The 17,250-nt window shown below is 68.7% G+C and carries 22 protein-coding genes and 1 tRNA gene; 13 read left to right on the forward strand and 10 right to left on the reverse strand.

What is annotated here, in order from left to right:
• Positions 1-8: 8 nt before the first annotated feature.
• The 4 genes from AB4Y74_RS08965 to polA form a co-directional block, all read right to left on the reverse strand.
• Positions 9-992 carry an epimerase gene (locus AB4Y74_RS08965; RefSeq protein WP_441798747.1) on the reverse strand — a complete coding sequence of 328 codons (984 nt, stop codon included), beginning with the start codon at positions 990-992 and terminating at the stop codon, positions 9-11.
• Positions 989-1,618, reverse strand: coding sequence for a DUF4166 domain-containing protein (locus AB4Y74_RS08970; protein ID WP_441798748.1), 630 nt, complete (start codon positions 1,616-1,618; stop codon positions 989-991). Before AB4Y74_RS08970 ends, AB4Y74_RS08965 begins: the two co-directional genes overlap by 4 nt.
• Before the next feature lie 20 nt (positions 1,619-1,638).
• Positions 1,639-3,312 (reverse strand): DUF885 domain-containing protein, encoded by a 1,674-nt coding sequence (locus AB4Y74_RS08975; RefSeq protein ID WP_441798749.1) that lies wholly within the window; start codon positions 3,310-3,312, stop codon positions 1,639-1,641.
• Positions 3,313-3,377: 65 nt separating this feature from the next.
• Complete coding sequence (gene polA, locus AB4Y74_RS08980) at positions 3,378-6,050, reverse strand: DNA polymerase I (protein ID WP_441798750.1); 2,673 nt, start codon at positions 6,048-6,050, stop codon at positions 3,378-3,380.
• 57 nt (positions 6,051-6,107) lie between these two features.
• On the opposite strand from polA, the gene AB4Y74_RS08985 reads away from it, so the two are divergent.
• Positions 6,108-6,512 carry a hotdog fold thioesterase gene (locus AB4Y74_RS08985; protein ID WP_441798751.1) on the forward strand — a complete coding sequence of 135 codons (405 nt, stop codon included), beginning with the start codon at positions 6,108-6,110 and terminating at the stop codon, positions 6,510-6,512.
• A 17-nt stretch (positions 6,513-6,529) separates the two neighbouring features.
• Here AB4Y74_RS08985 and AB4Y74_RS08990 read toward each other — a convergent pair whose 3' ends face one another.
• A complete protein-coding gene (locus AB4Y74_RS08990; RefSeq protein ID WP_441798752.1) occupies positions 6,530-7,135 on the reverse strand; it encodes an ANTAR domain-containing response regulator in 606 nt (201 codons plus the stop codon).
• Between the two features lie 38 nt (positions 7,136-7,173).
• Here AB4Y74_RS08990 and AB4Y74_RS08995 point away from each other — a divergent pair.
• Positions 7,174-7,256 (forward strand) — tRNA-Leu (locus tag AB4Y74_RS08995).
• Between the two features lie 18 nt (positions 7,257-7,274).
• Here the strand turns inward: AB4Y74_RS08995 and AB4Y74_RS09000 are convergent.
• Positions 7,275-7,775, reverse strand: a complete 501-nt coding sequence (locus AB4Y74_RS09000) for an FBP domain-containing protein (protein WP_441798753.1) — start codon at positions 7,773-7,775, stop codon at positions 7,275-7,277.
• Between the two features lie 85 nt (positions 7,776-7,860).
• Here AB4Y74_RS09000 and AB4Y74_RS09005 point away from each other — a divergent pair, with 85 nt between their 5' ends.
• Positions 7,861-8,184 carry a thioredoxin family protein gene (locus AB4Y74_RS09005; protein ID WP_441798754.1) on the forward strand — a complete coding sequence of 108 codons (324 nt, stop codon included), beginning with the start codon at positions 7,861-7,863 and terminating at the stop codon, positions 8,182-8,184.
• Positions 8,185-8,207: 23 nt separating this feature from the next.
• On the opposite strand, the gene AB4Y74_RS09010 is transcribed toward AB4Y74_RS09005, so the two are convergent.
• A complete protein-coding gene (locus AB4Y74_RS09010) occupies positions 8,208-9,032 on the reverse strand; it encodes a hydrolase (protein ID WP_441798755.1) in 825 nt (274 codons plus the stop codon).
• 48 nt (positions 9,033-9,080) lie between these two features.
• Here AB4Y74_RS09010 and AB4Y74_RS09015 point away from each other — a divergent pair, with 48 nt between their 5' ends.
• A complete protein-coding gene (locus tag AB4Y74_RS09015; RefSeq protein ID WP_441798756.1) occupies positions 9,081-10,112 on the forward strand; it encodes an LLM class flavin-dependent oxidoreductase in 1,032 nt (343 codons plus the stop codon).
• A gap of 123 nt (positions 10,113-10,235) precedes the next feature.
• Positions 10,236-11,180, forward strand: coding sequence for a hypothetical protein (locus AB4Y74_RS09020; protein WP_441798757.1), 945 nt, complete (start codon positions 10,236-10,238; stop codon positions 11,178-11,180).
• A 9-nt stretch (positions 11,181-11,189) separates the two neighbouring features.
• Here AB4Y74_RS09020 and AB4Y74_RS09025 read toward each other — a convergent pair whose 3' ends face one another.
• Positions 11,190-11,657, reverse strand: a complete 468-nt coding sequence (locus AB4Y74_RS09025; protein ID WP_441798758.1) for a VOC family protein — start codon at positions 11,655-11,657, stop codon at positions 11,190-11,192.
• 91 nt (positions 11,658-11,748) lie between these two features.
• On the opposite strand from AB4Y74_RS09025, the gene AB4Y74_RS09030 reads away from it, so the two are divergent.
• Genes AB4Y74_RS09030 through arfB form a run of 5 tightly spaced genes read left to right on the forward strand, consistent with a single transcriptional unit; the run spans position 11,749 to position 14,234 of the window.
• On the forward strand, positions 11,749-12,537 hold the full coding sequence (locus AB4Y74_RS09030) for an SGNH/GDSL hydrolase family protein (RefSeq protein ID WP_441798759.1): 789 nt from the start codon (positions 11,749-11,751) through the stop codon (positions 12,535-12,537).
• 57 nt (positions 12,538-12,594) lie between these two features.
• Positions 12,595-12,996: an MmcQ/YjbR family DNA-binding protein gene (locus AB4Y74_RS09035; RefSeq protein ID WP_441798760.1), complete on the forward strand. Its 402-nt coding sequence runs from the start codon at positions 12,595-12,597 to the stop codon at positions 12,994-12,996.
• 9 nt (positions 12,997-13,005) lie between these two features.
• On the forward strand, positions 13,006-13,233 hold the full coding sequence (locus AB4Y74_RS09040; RefSeq protein WP_441798761.1) for an RNA-binding S4 domain-containing protein: 228 nt from the start codon (positions 13,006-13,008) through the stop codon (positions 13,231-13,233).
• Complete coding sequence (locus tag AB4Y74_RS09045; protein ID WP_441798762.1) at positions 13,230-13,793, forward strand: MOSC domain-containing protein; 564 nt, start codon at positions 13,230-13,232, stop codon at positions 13,791-13,793. The genes AB4Y74_RS09040 and AB4Y74_RS09045 overlap by 4 nt, the downstream gene beginning before the upstream one ends.
• Positions 13,794-13,796: 3 nt before the next feature.
• Positions 13,797-14,234, forward strand: a complete 438-nt coding sequence (arfB, locus tag AB4Y74_RS09050) for an alternative ribosome rescue aminoacyl-tRNA hydrolase ArfB (protein ID WP_441798763.1) — start codon at positions 13,797-13,799, stop codon at positions 14,232-14,234.
• Positions 14,235-14,255: 21 nt separating this feature from the next.
• Here arfB and AB4Y74_RS09055 read toward each other — a convergent pair whose 3' ends face one another.
• Complete coding sequence (locus tag AB4Y74_RS09055; RefSeq protein WP_441798764.1) at positions 14,256-14,420, reverse strand: hypothetical protein; 165 nt, start codon at positions 14,418-14,420, stop codon at positions 14,256-14,258.
• Between the two features lie 93 nt (positions 14,421-14,513).
• Between AB4Y74_RS09055 and AB4Y74_RS09060 the strand changes: the two genes are divergently transcribed.
• Positions 14,514-15,191, forward strand: a complete 678-nt coding sequence (locus AB4Y74_RS09060) for a response regulator transcription factor (protein WP_441798765.1) — start codon at positions 14,514-14,516, stop codon at positions 15,189-15,191.
• Between the two features lie 14 nt (positions 15,192-15,205).
• On the opposite strand, the gene AB4Y74_RS09065 is transcribed toward AB4Y74_RS09060, so the two are convergent.
• The gene (locus tag AB4Y74_RS09065; protein WP_441798766.1) at positions 15,206-16,099 is read right to left on the reverse strand and encodes a sigma-70 family RNA polymerase sigma factor; all 894 of its coding nucleotides are present in this window, start codon (positions 16,097-16,099) and stop codon (positions 15,206-15,208) included.
• Positions 16,100-16,175: 76 nt separating this feature from the next.
• On the opposite strand from AB4Y74_RS09065, the gene AB4Y74_RS09070 reads away from it, so the two are divergent.
• Both AB4Y74_RS09070 and AB4Y74_RS09075 read left to right on the forward strand, forming a co-directional pair.
• Positions 16,176-16,979 (forward strand): SDR family oxidoreductase, encoded by an 804-nt coding sequence (locus AB4Y74_RS09070; protein ID WP_441798767.1) that lies wholly within the window; start codon positions 16,176-16,178, stop codon positions 16,977-16,979.
• Between the two features lie 38 nt (positions 16,980-17,017).
• A complete protein-coding gene (locus AB4Y74_RS09075; protein ID WP_441798768.1) occupies positions 17,018-17,236 on the forward strand; it encodes a dodecin in 219 nt (72 codons plus the stop codon).
• Positions 17,237-17,250 lie beyond the last annotated feature (14 nt).

Raw genomic sequence — 17,250 nt, forward strand, 5'->3', positions numbered from 1 at the left:
GTTCTAGTTTACCGGGCTGCGGACGCGTGCAGCAAGTCGCGGCCGGCGAGGATGTCACGCAGTGCGGGTTCCAGTTCGGGATAGGCGAACGAGTACCCCGCTTCGAGCAGCCGTTCGGGCACCACCCACCTGCTCTTCAGCACCAATTCGGTCTCCGTGCGGATCGCGGCCGAGCCGATCTCGAGCATCCAGCGGTGCGCCGGGAGGCCGATCCGCACGCCGAGCAGCCGTCGTAGCGTCGCCATGAGCGTGCGGTTGTCGGTGGGATGCGGAGCCGCGAGATTGACGGGGCCGTCGAGTTCCGCGCGCTCACGGAGGAATTCGATCGCTCCGAGGACGTCGGCGATGTGCACCCAACTGAACCGCTGACTCCCTCCGCGCGCACGGAACTCGTGAAAGGTGCCGGCGTTGCGGCGCGCCGTCGTCGCGAACCATCGGCCGTCCACCTGTGGACCGCCGAGTCCGAAGCGGACCAGGTTGACCAGCGGGGTGAGCGCGCTGCCGTCACCGAGCACGATGGCCATGCGCAGGGCGACCCGCCGGGTGGCGGGCAGCTCGCCTTCCAAGAGCTCCCGCTCCCACGCCTTGGCCACCTCGACGGAGAAGCCGGTGCCGAGCTCGCCGGTGGACTCCGTCATCGGCCGGTCCTCGGCGTGCCGGTAGATCGTCGCCGTTGAAGCGTTGAACCAGACCGGCGGCGGTGCATCGCTCGTGGCGATCGCCTCCCGTACCGCTCTCGTGGTCGCCAGCCGTGACCGGAAGATCTCGGCACGGTTGGCGTCGCCGTAACGGCAGTTCACACTCTTTCCGGCGAGGTTGATCACCGCGGCCGAGCCGGAGACCGCCGCGCGCAGACCGGCTGCGTCATCCCAGCGGACGTCGGGCCCGCTGCGCCCCACTAGCACGACCTCCGCGCCGGCGGCCCGGTAGTGCTGCTCCAGGTACCGGCCGACGAACCCGGACGCCCCGGTGATCACGATGCGCTCGCTCACGGCGACTGCTCTCCCTCTTCTGCGATCCGATAGTGGAACCGCCCTCGATACTGGTAGACCCTGCCGATGACGGGCGCGGCCACGGTGATGGATACCGACTGGACTTCTGCGGTGTCGTCCCAGCGTTCGGTGAGCACCACCACCGGAGCGAGCGGACGCGGGACACGGACCCGCCGCCCGCCGAGGACGAGCCAGACCGCGGTCGACCGGAGGCGCAGCCCGCCATCGCGCACAGTCGCGGCGAAGCGGGCCTCCGTGCGGACGGGCCGACCGAGCCGGTCGAGCAGCGCCCCGTCCGAGACACCGATCTCGTCGATCATGGCCTCCCGTCGGTTGCGGAGCTCGAACACGCGGACTGCCGCCACCGCCGGCGACCCGTCAGCGGTCGTCAGCGGCTGGTTCTCCACCGTGAACGGCACCGCCCGCTCCCACACGGGGAACATCACGTGCGCCCGCGCGAAGATCGCCAGTACCGGCCACAACCACCGCCGCGGAGTGCCGACCGTATCGAACACGCCGCTCCCCCGGCCGATCGCGCCGGCCGGGATCGCGTCGAAGTACGCCCGCAGTCGCGGGTGGAGCTCATCGAACGCCGCGCCCAGCACGGCGCGATACGGGGAGGTCACCGCTGGTGAAGGTGCGCCGCTCAGTCGAGCAGCGCCGCCTTCAGCGTGTCGAGGCCGACGCCTCCGATGTCGAGCGCCTTCTTGTGGAACGCCTTGATGTCGAACGAAGCACCCTCGCGGCGGGCGTACTCGTCGCGCAGCTGCTCCCAGATGCGCTGACCGATCTTGTACGACGGCGCCTGGCCCGGCCACCCGAGATAGCGGTTCACCTCGAAGCGCACGAACGGGTCGTTCATGTTGACGTTTTCGCGGAGGAACGGGAACGCGTCCTCCCCGGTCCAGGGGCGCGATGCGTCGGGAAGCGGCTTTTCGAGGTGCACACCGATGTCGAGCACCACGCGAGCAGCGCGCATCCGCTGGCCGTCGAGCATTCCGAGCCGGTCGGCCGGGTCGTCGAGGTAGCCGAGCTGCTCCATGAGGCGCTCGGCGTACAGCGCCCAGCCCTCGGCGTGGCCGGACGTGCCCGCGATGCGGCGCCACGAGTTGAGCTGCGCCTTGTTGTACGTCGCTTGCGCGATCTGCAGGTGGTGGCCCGGAACGCCCTCGTGATACACGGTCGTCAGTTCACGCCAGGTGTCGAACTCGGTGACGCCTTCCGGAACGCTCCACCACATGCGGCCCGCACGAGCGAAGTCGTCGCTGGGGCCGGTGTAGTAGATGCCGCCCTCCTGGGTGGGGGCGATCATGCATTCGAGGCGGCGGATCTCGGCCGGGATGTCGAAGTGCGACTTACCGAGCTCCTCGATTGCGCGGTCGCTCGTCTCTTGCATCCAGCGCTGCAGGGCGTCGGTGCCATGCAGCTTGCGGCTCGCGTCGCCGTCGAGGAACGCGATCGCTTCGTGAACGCTCGCACCCGGCTTGATCTCGTTCGCGATCGACTCCTGCTCGGAGCGCATCCGCGCCAACTCCTCGATGCCCCACTCGTAGGTCTCGTCGAGGTCGACGGTGGCCCCGAGGAATCCGCGCGAAGCGAGAGCGTAGAGCTCGCGCCCCACCGCGTCCTTCTCGGGAGCGTGCGGGGCGAGCTCGTTCTCGAAGAAGTCGGCGAGCGTCGCATAGGCCTGGGCGGACTCCTGAGCCCCCGCGGCCAGGTCGGCCTTCAGAGACTCGGGCAGCTCGCCGTTGAGCGGCTTCGCATCGGCGGTGAAGCCGAAGAAGAATCCGGTGTCGGCGACCTGCTTGCGGGCCTGCGCGAGCACCTCGCGCACCTGGCGGATCGCCGGGACGTTGCCGGCCTGGATGCCGCTGCGCAGCGTCTCGATGTAGCCGTCCATCGCAGCGGGCAGGTTGTGGAGGCGCTTGGCGACGTTGGCCCAGTCGTCTTCGGTGTCGGTCGGGACCAGGTCGAAGATGTCGCGCAGCTCTTGCGCCGGCGAGGCGATGACGTTGAGGTCGCGCTGGGCGAAGCCTGCCTCGTGCTTCTCGATCGTGAGCTGCAGCTCGCGCGCCAGGTCCATCTGGGTGATGCGGTCGATCTCGTCGACCGACTCGGCCGCCTGGATGCGGGCGAGCGTCTCCTTCACCTTCGCGATGGCGTGCTCGGCGCCCGCCGGTGAGTAGTCGGCGTACTCGCCCTCGCGGCCGGGACGCCCGAGCCACACGTGGAATTCCGGGTACAGCTCGAGCTGGGTGTCTACCCACTCCTCGGCGATCGTGTCGACCGGGGTGGGTTCGCGCTTCTGATCGTTGGTCATGATTCGACCCTATCGACGACGGCCGCCGCAGGGCACGACAAAATCCGACCTGTGGATAAGTCGTGTCAGTGCGCCGCGGCGTCCCAGTTCGCGCCGCGACCGACCTGGACATCGAGGGGCACCTGCAGGTCGACGGCTCCGGTCATCCGCGTGCGGACGATGGCCTCGAGAGCGTCCCATTCGCCGGTCGCGACCTCGAAGATGAGTTCGTCGTGCACCTGCAGCAGCATCCGCGACTCGAGGCGCTGATCGATGATGTCGCCGGCGATCCCCAGCATGGCGACCTTCATGATGTCGGCCGCCGATCCCTGGATGGGCGCGTTCAGCGCCTGGCGTTCGGCGTTCTCGCGCAGGACGCGGTTGGTCGATGTCAGGTCGGCGAACGGCCTCCTTCGCCCGAAGATCGTCTCGGTGAACCCGTCGACGCGGGCCTGCTCGACGACGTTGCGCAGGTAGTCGCGCACCGCGCCGAACCGCTCGAAGTAGTCCGTCATCAGCTGCCGGGCCTCGGACGTTTCGATCCGGAGCTGTTTGGAGAGTCCGAACGCGCTGAGCCCGTAGGCGAGACCGTACGACATCGCCTTCACCTTGGTGCGCATCGCGGAGGTCACCTCGGCCGGCGAAACGCCGAACACGCGCGAACCGACGAAGCGGTGCAGGTCTTCTCCCGCATTGAACGCCTCGATCAGGCCGGGATCTCCGGACAGGTGCGCCATGATCCGCATCTCGATCTGCGAGTAGTCCGCCGTGAGCAGCGTCTCGAAACCGCCGCCCTGCGTGAAGGCGGAGCGGATCTCGCGCCCCTCCTCCGTCCGGATCGGGATGTTCTGCAGGTTCGGGTCGTTCGACGAGATGCGGCCGGTGCTGGTGCCCGTCTGGTCGTACGTCGTGTGGATGCGTCCATCGCTCTCGACCGACCGCTCCAGCGTCTCCACGATCTGCTTGAGCTTCGTGGCGTCGCGGTGCTGCAGCAGGAGCCCGAGGAACGGATGCGGATTCTTTTCCTGCAGGTCGGCCAGCGAACCGGCGTCGGTCGAGTACCCGGTCTTCGTGGCGCGGGTCTTCGGCATCCCGAGCTCTTCGAAGAGCACCTGCTGCAACTGCTTGGGGGAACCGAGGTTGATCTCGTGACCGATCTGCGCGTACGCCTGTGCGGCGAAGTCGTTGGCCTTGTCGGTGAGCTGACCGCGCAGGCGCGCCAGCACCTCGGAGTCGATGGAGACGCCGCTCAGCTCCATCTCGGCCAGCACGGCGACGAGCGGCAGCTCGATGTCGTCGAGAACGGCACGCGTGCCCTCATCGAGCGCGATCATCTGACCCTCGGCGACGCGACGAATGAACCAGGCCTCGGTGGCGGGGCTCACGGCGTCATTGATCGGGACCAGCTGGTTGGGATCGGAGACCGGGAGGGTCTCCCCCAGTACTTCGTAGACCTGCTCGGCGAGCGATTGCGGTGCAGCGCCCGGCTTCACCAGCCAGGAGGCGATGCGCGTGTCGAAGGCCAGGCCGTCGACCACGAAACCCGCTCGGCTGAGGGACTTGAACTGCGGCTTCGCGTGGAAGAAGTACTTGGGCGCGCTGCTCGCGAGCCACGTCTCCAGCGCTTCGTAGTCTTTGCGGCCGGCGGTCCACGGGACGTAGACGCTGTCGTCGGCGACAGCCAGTCCGAATCCACTGATGCCCGCCGGGCCGACCTCCACTTGCACCGCGACCGCCGTGCCCCCGGCGGAGGCTTTCGACAGCCAGTTCTCGAGCTCTTCGTCGACCATCGTGCGGACGGCCGGAGCGCTGACCGCTCCGGCGTCGCCCACCTGCGTCGCCGCGGCGACGCCGTCGAGCATCCCCTCTTCTGCCGCCGTCTTCATCAGACGGTCGAGGAGGGTCTTGAACTGCAGCCGGGCGAAGATGTCGCGCACTGCGCCCTCGTTCAGCGGCTTGCGCTCGAGGTCGGCCGGCCCGACCGGCAGCTCCACGTCGTCGAGCAGCTGATTGAGTCGACGGTTGCGGAGCGCGTTCTCCTTCTGGTCGCGCAGGTTCTGCCCCACGACACCTTTGATCTCGTCGGCGTGCGCCACGATGTTCTCGACCGTGCCGTACTGCTGCACCCACTTGACGGCCGTCTTCTCGCCGACCTTGTCGATACCGATCAGGTTGTCGCTGGTCTCGCCGACGAGGGCGGCGATCTCGGGGTACTCATGCGGCTCGATGCCGTACTTCTCGCGCACGGCCGCCGGGTCGTACACCTTGAGCTCGGAGACGCCGCGAACGTTGGGGTAGAGCAGTGTCACGTCATCGTTGACGAGCTGGATGGTGTCGCGGTCCCCCGAGACGATGAGCACCTTGAAGCCCTGCTCGGCGCCCTGACGCGCCAGCGTGGCGAGGATGTCGTCGGCCTCGTAGTCCTCCTTCGCGATCGTCGTCACGTTCATCGCGTGCAGGGCCTCTTCGAGGAGCGGGACCTGGCCGGCGAACTCCGACGGCGTCTCTCCGCGGGTGCCCTTGTACTCCGGGTACTCGCGCGTGCGGAAGGAGTAACGGGAGATGTCGAACGCGACAGCGAGGTGGGTCGGCTTCTGCTGCTGCAGGAGGTTGATGAACATGGCGATGAAGCCATGGATCGCGTTGGTGTGCTGCCCCTCGCGGTTCACAAAGCTGTCGACGGGGAGAGCGTAGAAGGCCCGAAATGCCAGCGAATGGCCGTCGATGATCAGGAGGGTAGGCTTTTCGGAGTCTGACACCAGGACAGCCTACAAGGGGCCGGTGACAGTCCAGACGACCGTCAGGAGAGGCCGAGGATGACCGACGACGCGCTCGCGTACGTGCAGCAGAGGGGACTCGGCCGACTGGCCGAGAAGATGGGCATCGAGATGCTCGAATTCAGCGTGGAACGCGCCGTGGCGCGCATGCCGGTCGATGGCAACACGCAGCCCGCGGACCTCCTGCACGGGGGCGCCTACGTGGTGCTGGGCGAGTCCCTCGGCTCGATGTCGGCCAACCTGTACGCCGGCGAAGGCCGCCTCGCGGTCGGCATCGAGATCAACGCGTCGCACACCCGCTCGGCGACCAGTGGATACGTCACCGGCGTCTGCACGCCCATCCACCTCGGGCGCACGCTGACCACCCACGAGATCGCCGTCACGGACGACCGCGGTCGCCGCTGCTCCACCATCCGGATCACGAACCTGATCAAGGAGCTGTAGCGCCGCGGGCGCCGGGGCTACTTCTTCGGCGCGAGCTGCTCGATGATCGCCTGGGCGACGTCGTGCATGGTGAGGCGGCGGTCCATCGACGCCTTCTGGATCCAGCGGAACGCCTCCGGCTCCGACAGGCCCATCTTCTCGTTCAGGAGGCCCTTGGCGCGGTCGACCAGTTTGCGGGTCTCGAAGCGCTGAACCATGTCGCCGACCTCAGCTTCGAGGGCGATGATCTGGGCGTACCGCGCGAGGGCGATCTCGATGGCGGGCAGCAGGTCGTTCGGCGTGAACGGCTTGACGACGTATGCCAGGGCGCCGGCCTCTGTCGCGCGCTCGACGAGCTCCTTCTGGCTGAACGCGGTCAGGAGCACGACGGGCGCGATGTGGTCCTTCGACAGGCGCTCTGCGGCGGAGATGCCGTCCAGCTGCGGCATCTTGACGTCCATGATGACCAGGTCGGGACGCAGCTCGGTTGCGAGCGCGACGGCGGTTTCGCCGTCGCCGGCCTCACCGACGACCTCGAACCCGTTGTCGCGCAGGGTCTCGACGATGTCAAGGCGGATGAGGGACTCATCCTCGGCCACGACGACGCGGCGAGGTGCGGTGGGGGTCGGTTCCTGGTCAGTCACGCACAAAAGCCTACGGTATTGTTCAGGTGTTGTTGTGCGCCGCCGTGGCGGAATGGCAGACGCGGAGCACTCAAAATGCTTTGTCCGGAAGGGCGTGTGGGTTCGAGTCCCACCGGCGGCACGACGATCAGACGCGCACTCAGATGCGCGCACCGACGACGGTTGCGGCGAAGCGGCGGGCGCGCACGGCCAGCCCGGCGATCCTCTCCTCGACGATCAGGTCCGCGTCGAAGCCGACGTACGACGCCGGCGGCGTCCGCCGCACGTTGGCGCTGCACTCGAAGGCGCCGCACACCAATGTCCCGACCGTGTCGCCATTGCGGCCAGCCTGGCCCGCGCGCCGCGCCGACCAGAACCAGACGTCGTTGGTGAGATGCACATCCTGACACCAGCCGCACATGGTGGGGGCGTGCGACCGCATCGACGCCTCCGACGCACGGAGCGCGACGCCCACCGGCCCGTCCTCGGTGGGCACGACGATGTAGCCGCGCTGCGGCAGACGAGGGTCGCGCCAGCCGAGGTACTCGCGACGGGCCCAGTCCACCTCGTGCAGGCCGGGCGGCAACGGCAGCTCTTCGGCTTCGCTGCGGGAGCAGTTGACGAACGAGTCGCGGATCTGCTGCGGGCTCAGGATCTCCATGCGCACCTCCTGCTTCCCATGCTCGCACAGGATTCGCGGCTCACCGCTTGACCCTGCCCCTGTGGTCAGGGCTTAACGTGCTCGCATGACCACGATCGAGAGCGTCACGGACGCCAGCTTCCAGGAGGATGTGCTCGCGGCACCGGGCACCACCATCGTCGAGTTCTGGGCGGAGTGGTGCGGTCCCTGCCGGGCGCTGTCGCCGATTCTGCAGCAACTGCAGGAGGAGCACAGCGACCGCATCCGCATCGTCAAGATCAACGCCGACGAGAACATGCAGACCACCGTCGCCTACAAGGCGCTCGCGCTGCCGGTGATGAAGGTGTTCCGGGACGGGGAGGTTGTGAAGACGATCATCGGCGCCAAGCCGAAGCCCGCGATGGAACTGGAGCTCGCGCCGTTCCTCTGAGCGGGTGACGAGCGCCTCCGCCCTCAGGTGAGGTGGTCGAACGCGCCGCTCACCCAGCCGATGTACCGCTCGGCGGACCGCAGGACCGCACCGCGCGCATCCTCGAGCACGACGTTGCCGAGGTTGCCGTACATCCGGTCGAAGGGACGGTCGCAGACGGCGTCGGCGACGCGCCGCACCACGGCCGCGGAGAGCGGGATGTCGTTCGGGAAGCTGCGCTGGAACGTCACCCACCTCTGGGACGGGCCGGGGAACACCGTGTCGCCGCTGAGAACGACACCTCGATCCCAGTGCACGACCGCACTACCCGGGAAGTGCCCGCCGATGGTGCGCAGGGTCACCCCCGGCAGCACCTCCGTCTCGCCGATCCAGGATTCGATGGCCGGGTCCTCGCGCTGCACCCAGTGCCGGTCGGCGGCGTTGACGAGCACCGGCGGGTCGCCGAGCATCCGCGACCAGGTAACCTGCGCACCGAACATGTGCGGGTGACTGGTCGCGATGACGGCGGCGCCGCCCAGGTCTTGCACGGCCGTCGCGGCGGCCTCGTCGACGTACCCGGTCGGGTCCCACAGCAGGTTGCCGTCCGGCGTGCGCAGCAGGATGCTCTGCTGGCCGATACCGACCCGCGGCTCGCTGCGCAGGCCGTAGAGGTCCGGCTCCAGCTCCGTCACGACGACCCGCTCCCCCTGGCGCTGGAGGCGCTGCAAGGTGGTCCACTCCTGACCGGTCGACGGCACATACTGGCGCTCGTCCTCGCAGATCGGGCAGGATGCGGGTGGATGCTCACCCTCGAGCCCGACGACCGCCGTCGTCTCCACCGCACATGTCGCACACAGCCACTCCGCCACACCCGGACTCTAGCGCGGCGGAATAGGCTGCGACGAGGACCGATTGGAGTGGATGTGAAACGCATCGGGTTCCTCAGCTTCGGGCACTATCAGCCCATCCCCGGCTCCGTGTCGCGCACCGCGGCCGACGCCCTCACCCATACCATCGAGCTGGCCGTGGCGGCGGAGGAGCTCGGAGCGGACGGCGCGTTCGTCCGCGTCCACCACTTCGCGCCGCAGCTGGCATCCCCGTTCCCGCTGCTCGCAGCGATCGGCGCCCGCACGAGCCGCATCGACATCGGCACCGCCGTGATCGACATGCGCTACGAGAATCCGCTGTACATGGCAGAGGATGCGGCGGTGGCGGACCTGATCAGCGGCGGCCGGCTGCAGCTCGGCGTGAGCCGCGGATCACCCGAGACGGCGCTGCGCGGCTCGGAGTCGTTCGGCTACGTTCCGGCCGAGGGCGAGACGGATGCCGACATGGCCCGGCGCCACACCGAGCTGTTCCGCGCGGCCATCTCCGGCGCAGGCGTAGCGGAGGCGAATCCGGCGATGACCGGCGGCCAGCGCGGCGCCCTCGCCATCGAACCCCAGTCCCCCGGCCTGGACGACCGGATTTGGTGGGGAGCCGGGACTCGCGCGACCGCCGTCTGGGCGGCCGAGCAGGGGATGAACCTCATGAGTTCGACCCTGCTGACAGAGGACACCGGCATTCCGTTCTCCGACCTGCAGGCCGAGCAGCTGCAGCAGTACCGCGAGGCCTGGGCCGCCGCCGGCTGGGAGCGCGAGCCGCGCGTGTCGGTGAGCCGCAGCATCCTGCCGATCACCACCGACCTCGACCGCCGCTACTTCGGCGCGTCCGCGCTCGCCGAACGACACGACCAGGTCGGCCACCTGGACGGCGGACTGGCCCGCTTCGGCAAGAGCTACGTGGGCGATCCCGAGCAGATCGTCGAGGAGTTGCGCGAGGATGCGGCGGTCGCCGACGCGGACACCCTCCTGGTGACCGTGCCGAACCAACTGGGGGTCGACTACAACGCGCACCTCCTGGAGACGATCGTCACGCAGATCGCCCCCGCACTCGGGTGGCGCGAATAGCGCACACTGCGGGCATATGTACCCCGAACGAGGCGTAGACGCACCAGCGAGGACTGGGATGATGGGGGAACCGCACACCCGAATCTGCGGTGACCGTACTGTTCCGCGTTCGAAGGGTGTGCCATGCGAGCTCCGCGTCTCCGCTCCGCTGTCGCTGCGTCGGCGCTCGCCCTGGCAATCGGCGGGTCGGCGCTCGTCGCCAGCGCGCCGGCAGCGGCCGTGACCGCGCGGACCGACGGCGGTGCGCCGACCTCCGCGATCACCGGCATGTGGGCGTGGGGCAATCCGATCGATCCGGCGGTGGATGCGCGCGGCCAGGGGCAGCCGCAGTTCGAGCCGCAGGCGCTCGCCGACTTCGCCGCGGCGCACAAGCTGCGCACCGTGTTCCTCTCGGTGCCGTGGGCGGCCGACGAGGGTCCGTTCTCCGGCTGGCTGACCGACGCCGTCGCGGCGCTGCACGCGGCCGGCGTCACCAAGGTCGCGGCGCTCGGCGGGGACGCCGCCTGGGCCGACGACCCCTCGCTCGCGGCCGCCTGGACGACCGCCGCCCTCCGCGCCGCGCCCTTCGACGCGATCCAATTCGACGTGGAGCCGTGGGTGGTCTCATCCGACGCCGAGCTTCCCGCCGTGGTCACCAAGCTGCAGACGATGTACGACCGCGCGAAGACGGCGGCCGGAACCGTACCGATCGGTGCGGACCTGCCCTGGTGGCTCGCCGCCAAGCCGCAGGCCGGCGGCGGAACCGCCTTCGACGCCCTCCTCCCCCGGCTGAAGTCGGTCGCCATCGTCGCGTTCAGCGACCACGCGGCCGGATCCGACGGGATCGTCGCGCTCGCAAAACAGGCGGCGACAGCGGCCGCGGCGAAGCGCATCCCGTTCACCATCGGCGTCGAGACGGACACCCCGGAGGTCGCAGGCGGCCCGGCGGCGACGTTCGGCGACGACACGGCCGCGCTGCTCGAGACGGAGACGGCGAAGGTCCGCACCCAGCTGTCCTCCCTCCGCGGCTACGGCGGGGTGACCGTCGAGCACCTGCTCAGCTGGCAGGACCTCCTCGCCCGCCCGTAGCCCGCGCGCTCAGCGCCCGTCCGCTGCCGCTTCCAGCGCGGCGATGTCGAGCTTCCGCATCCCGAGCATCGCCTGGTTCGCCCGCCCGGCGCGTTCTCGGTCCGGGTCGGCCTGCAGTTCGAGCAGCCGGCGCGGCACGATCTGCCAGCTGACCCCCCAGCGATCCTTCAGCCACCCGCACATGCTCTCCTCGCCGCCGTCGGACGTGAGGGCGTCCCAGAGGCGATCGACCTCGGCCTGGTCGTCGCAGACCACAGAGAGGGAGAACGCCTCGGTGAACCCGCCGGCCGGGCCGGTGTTCATCGCCTGGTACTCGACCCCGGCAAGGGTGAACCGCAGCACCACCAGCCCGTTCGGCATCCCCTCCCCGAAACGCTGGACGTCGAGGATTCGCGAGTCCGGGATGAGGGACGTGTACAGCTCCGCTGCCTCCTCCACGCCGCTCTCGAACCACAGGAACGTGCTGACCTTCTGCATGGGATCCCCCTCCGGACGCCGTCGTCGATGCCGCCATGGTAGCCGCGGCGGGCGTTCGGCGGGCAGCTCCGGGCGGAGTAGCGTTGCCTCCGTGTCGAGCACCGCATTCTCCAGTTACATCGCCATCGGGGACAGTTTCACGGAGGGCGTCGGCGACGATCTGCCCGACGGGCGCGTGCGGGGCTGGGCCGACTTCGTGGCGCTCGGGATGGCCGCGGCCTTCGACGGCCCGTTCCGCTACGCCAATCTGGCGGTCCGCGGCCGCAAGCTCGGACCGATCGTCGCGGAGCAGGTCGACCCGGCCATCGCGCAGCGCCCCGACCTGGTGAGCCTGAACGGCGGCGGCAACGACATCATGCGCCCGCGCGTCTCGATCGAGGGCGTGGCGACGACCCTGATGGATGCGGCGGACCGCGTGGTCGCATCCGGCAGCCACATGCTGCTGCTGAGCGGTGCGAACCCGAGTGCGCACCTCCCCCTCGGCGGCCTGGTCCGCCGCCGCGGGGAGGAGCTGGCGGTCGCCGTCCGTGCGATGCTGCCGCGCGACGGCATCACGTTCGTGGACAACTGGGCCGACGAGGGCCTCGAAGACATCCGCTACTGGTCGGAGGACCGTCTCCACCTCGGCCCGCTCGGCCATGCCCGCGTCGCGAGCAACGTGCTGACCGCTCTCGGCATCCCGGTGCCCGCGGAGTGGGGTGTTGAGGAGGTCGCCGCCGCGCCCCCGGGCGAGAAGACGCGACGGACCGCCGACTACTACCGCCGTTACGTGCTGCCGTGGGTGGGACGCCGACTGACCGGGCGCTCCTCGGGTGACCACCGGGCCGCGAAGATCGCCGAGCTGACGGTAGTCGACCCCGAGGGCGCTCACCCGCTCTAGGCCGCCTTCACCCGGCGCGCCGAGCGCCCTGACGGTGGTGCGCCCTAGGGTCGCAGCGTGCCTACTCTCGACGACGTGCGCCGGACCGCCGTGCGGCTGCCCGGCAGCGTCGAGCGCGCGACGACCGGCGGCGCAGCGTGGTTCGTCCGCGGAAAGCCATACGCATGGGAGTGCCATCCGTGGCCGAGTATCCCCGAGGACATGCGGGAGATCATCGCGGCCGAGCTGGTGGTCGGAGTGAAGGTCGCCGACCGGCTGGATGCCCTCGCCCTCATCGAAATGGCGCCAACGGTGTTCCTGCGCACTACGACGCACTGGGGAGAGCCGAAGGTCGCGTTCCGCATGGCCGGCATCGACGACGACCACCTCGCCGAGCTGGTGACGGAGGCATGGCGGGTACAAGCCCCGAAGTATCTGCGGCGCGCGTTCGACGACTCCAGCGAGGGATCGGTCGGCTAGCATTCGAGGATGACGAAAGCGGCTCCGATCGACGACGTGGCCATCGGTGGTGAGTCCATCCGCCTCGGACAGTTCCTGAAGTTCGCTGGGCTCCTCGACTCCGGCGGAGACGTGAAAGAGGCCATCATCGACGGTTTCGTCGCCGTGAACGGCGAGGTCGACCGTCGACGCGGGCGGCAGCTCCAACTCGGCGACATCGTCAGCTTCGACGGGCGCAGGCTGCGGGTCTGCGCATGACGGCGCCAACAGAGTCCGGGAAGGCTGAGGTCGTCGCCGTGAGCAAGGACGGCGACCATCGGTTCAGCAAGTCGGTGGTGGACGAGGTCGTCCTCGTCGAGGGCTGGGGTGTCGACGGTGACGCGCACGCCGGAACGACCGTCCAGCACCGCTCCCGCGTCGCCCGGGATCCGTCGCAGCCGAACCTGCGTCAGGTGCACCTCATCCACTCGGAGCTGTTCGCCGAGGTCGCCGAAGTTGGCTTCCGGGTTCAGCCGGGGCAGCTGGGCGAGAACGTGACGACCCTCGGGATCGACCTCCTCAGCCTGCCGACAGGAGCCCTGCTGCATCTCGGCGACGACGCGTGCGTGCGTGTCACCGGTTTGCGGAACCCGTGCCAGCAGATCAACGGTTTCGAGCCGGGCCTCCTACGGGAGGTGCTCGGCCGCGCAGAGGACGGCTCCGTCGAGCGCAAGGGCGGTGTCATGGCCGTCGTCGTCACGGGGGGAACCGTCCGTGGAGGGGACAGGATTCGCGTCGAATTGCCGACGGGCCAGAAGCAGCCCCTCGCCCCGGTGTGAGCCATGCCCGCTGCGCACCGTCCGGGCCTTCGGGTCGGCGCCGGGCTCACGATCCCCGAGTCTGAGCTGTCGTGGCGTTTCTCGCGGTCATCGGGTCCGGGTGGGCAAGGTGTGAACACTGCCGACTCTCGGGCGGAGCTCGTGTGGGATGTGGCAGGCTCCGCCGTTCTCACGCCGCTTCAGCGCGAGCGCATCCTCGAGTGTCTGAGCGGCCGCCTTGTCGACGGGTCGCTGACGATCGCGGCATCGGAACACCGGGCGCAATTGCGCAACAGGGAGGCAGCGCGTGCCCGCCTGGCCGAGATGGTGGCCGAAGCCCTCCGGCCGCCGGCACCGTCGCGCCGGCCCACGAAGCCGAGCCGCGGGGCCGAGCAACGGCGTCTGGAAGCGAAGAAGCGACGCACCGACGTCAAGCGGCTGCGTCGCCCTCCCCACGACTGACCGGCGGTCGAAGTGCCGGTGTCAGACGCGACGGCTTCCGGTGAGCATCCGCACGAGGAACACGATCACAGCGAGGACGAGCAGCACGATTCCCACCCAGAGCAGGAAGTTCAGGGACGAGACGAAGCCTCCCGTGAGCAGGAGGATGATGGCGATCACAGCGACGATGATCAGAAGAATATTCATGAGCGGACTCTCTTTCCGGTGAATGGGATGTTGGCTCCAGGCAACCACCGGCGGGGGCGGGTCGCCTCACCCCTAGGGGTGTAATGTGACGGCATGTCGGCGGCCTCCCCACCAGCCACCAAGCCCTTCACGATCGCGCTCGTGGACGACTATGACGTCGTCCTCCTCGGCTTGGCGCACATGTTCGACGACTACCACGACCGGCTGGTCGTAGCCGAAATCGACGCGAACGCCCCGCTCGACGAGACGATCGATGTCGTCCTCTACGACGCCTTCGCTCAACCGGAGTCCAGTCACGAGCAGATCGGCGAACTCGTGAAGAATCCGCGAGCGCGCCATGTGGTGGTGTACACCTGGAATTTCCATCCCGAGCTGATCGAGAGCGCCCGACGTCAAGGGGTGCACGGGTACCTGTCGAAGACCCTGACGGCCCCGGAGCTGGTTGCCGCCCTCGAAGCGGTGCATGCGGGTGAGCTCGTGGTGAGCGAGTCCCCCGCACGCGCGCGCAGCGCACAGGGACTCGATTGGCCCGGCAAGCAGGAAGGGATCACCGATCGGGAGTCGGAGATCCTCGCGTTGATCACGCAAGGCAAGAGCAACGCGGCGGTTGCCGAGCTCACGTATCTCAGTCCCAACACGGTCAAGTCGCACATTCGCAGCGTCTACCGCAAGATCGGAGCCGAAAGCCGCTCCCAGGCCGTTCTCTGGGGAGTCGACCACGGTTTCACCCCGGATCACCGCCGGATCGAGCGCTGGGTGGATGCCCCCTGACCGAGCGCGACGAGCTATCGGGGCACGCGCCGCTGCAGAGAGGCGATGATCTGCTGCACGCCGAGTGTCGTGAGCCGTGCGGGATCGGCGAGCACTTCTAGCCTCACGATGCGGTCGTCTTCGATCTCGAACGCCATGATCGAGGCCACATGCTGGTTGATCACCGCCGCGACGCCGGGCCTGCCGTCAATCAGGATCGGTGTCGAATGGGCGGCGAGGCGTCCGGACAACACAGCTTGCTGGGCGATGGATGCTGCCCCTTCGACGACCTGGACGGAGGTGCCGTAGTCGGCGTGCAGGACGGCGCCATCGTCGAGGAGGGAAAGGAGCGCGTCGATGTTCCCGTCTTGAGCGGCAGCGAGCCAGGCGTCGACGATCCGCCGCCCGCGATCGCGATTCGGTCGGGCCGGCTCCTGCGCGCCGCGGACGCGCCGCCGCGCGCGTGAAGCCAGTTGCCGCGCGGCTGCAGGCGAGCGCTCCAGCACCACTGCGATCTCGTCGAATGGCTGACCGAAGACGTCTCGCAGCACGAACGCAATTCGCTCCGCGGGGCTGAGGGTCTCCAAGACGATGAGAAGGGCGACGCTCACCCGGTCGGTTCGGGCGGTGATCTCCGCAGGGTCGACCCCGCGGGCGACCGGTTCGTCTCGCCACGGCTCGACCTGCCACGAGTGCTCGCGAGTCCGGCGCGGAGCTCGCAACATGTCGAGACTCACCCGTGAGACGACCGTGGTGAGCCACGCCTCCAGCTGCTCGATTCCGGCGGAATCCGCGCGTTGCAGCCGAAGCCAGGTCTCTTGTACTGCGTCATCCGCATCGGCCGTCGAGCCGAGCAGCCGGTTCGCGATGGCACGAAGCCGTGGACGCTCGATCTCGAAACGCCGGGCAAGACTTCCTTGATCGGTCATGTCACATCCCCTCGGTCTCACTCGTCATGATCCTGACGAGGGAGCTTCCCCCGTTGTGACAGAACAGGAAACAACCATGAATGCACCTCTGCTCGTGACCGGTGGAACCGGCACCATCGGAAGTCGTGTGGTGCCGAGGCTGCGCGAGGCGGGCCGCGACCTGCGGATCCTCACGCGTCACCCGCGCGGGAATGAGCCAGGAATTGAGCATGTCGAAGGAGATACCGTCTCCGGCCGCGGCCTGCGGGAGGCGCTCGACGGTGTGGATGTTGTCCTGCACCTGGCCGGCGGGGCGAAGGGTGATGACATCGCGTCCCGCAATCTCGGCGGTGCAGCGAAGGATGCCGGCGTTCGCCACCTCATCCTCATCTCCGTGGTCGGCGCGGACCAGATGCCCATAGGCTACTTCCGCGCCAAGGCTGCGGCCGAGAGGACCATCGCCGAATCGGGTGTGCCCTGGACGGTGCTCCGTGCGGCGCAACTGCACGAGTTCGTCCTTCCCGTCGTGCGAAGGCTGACCAGGCTTCCCCTGCTCCCGGTTCCCAGCGGCGTGCGCTTCGAGCCGGTCCACGTGGACGAGGTGGCGGCCCGGCTTGCTGACCTCGCCCTGCACGACCCGGCAGGTCGCGTCGCCGACATCGCGGGACCTGAGGTGCTCGACATCCGGCAGCTTGCCGACGCGTACGTGGAAGGCACCGACGGCCATCCCAGGCACGGCCTTCCGATCCGTATCCCAGGGGCGATCGGACGCGCCTACCGCGCCGGGCACAATCTCGCGGCCGAACCCGTGCAGCGCGGTCAACGCAGCTGGTACGAGTTCGTCAACGCTCCGCCGGCGAGCATGCGGGTAGCCGCGATAGCCGACCGCGGGGCACACTGAGCGTAGCCGGGTGCGGATCAAACGTTGGGAGCTCAATCGTGACTAATCACACCTACAGAGTGATCGAGATCGTGGGCACGTCGCCGGACGGGACCGATGCAGCGATACGCAACGGGATCGAGCGCGCGGCGATGACGATCCGCGAAATCGACTGGTTCGAAGTGACCGACACCCGGGGCGAGGTGGAGGGCGGACGAGTCGCGCACTTCCAAGTCACCCTCAAGGTGGGATTCCGGCTCGAACAGCCCTCCGGTTGACCCGCCCGGCGAAC

Origin of the sequence: Leifsonia sp. RAF41 (assembly GCF_052114085.1) — a bacterium.
In the GTDB taxonomy this organism is placed as follows: Bacteria; Actinomycetota; Actinomycetes; order Actinomycetales; family Microbacteriaceae; genus Leifsonia.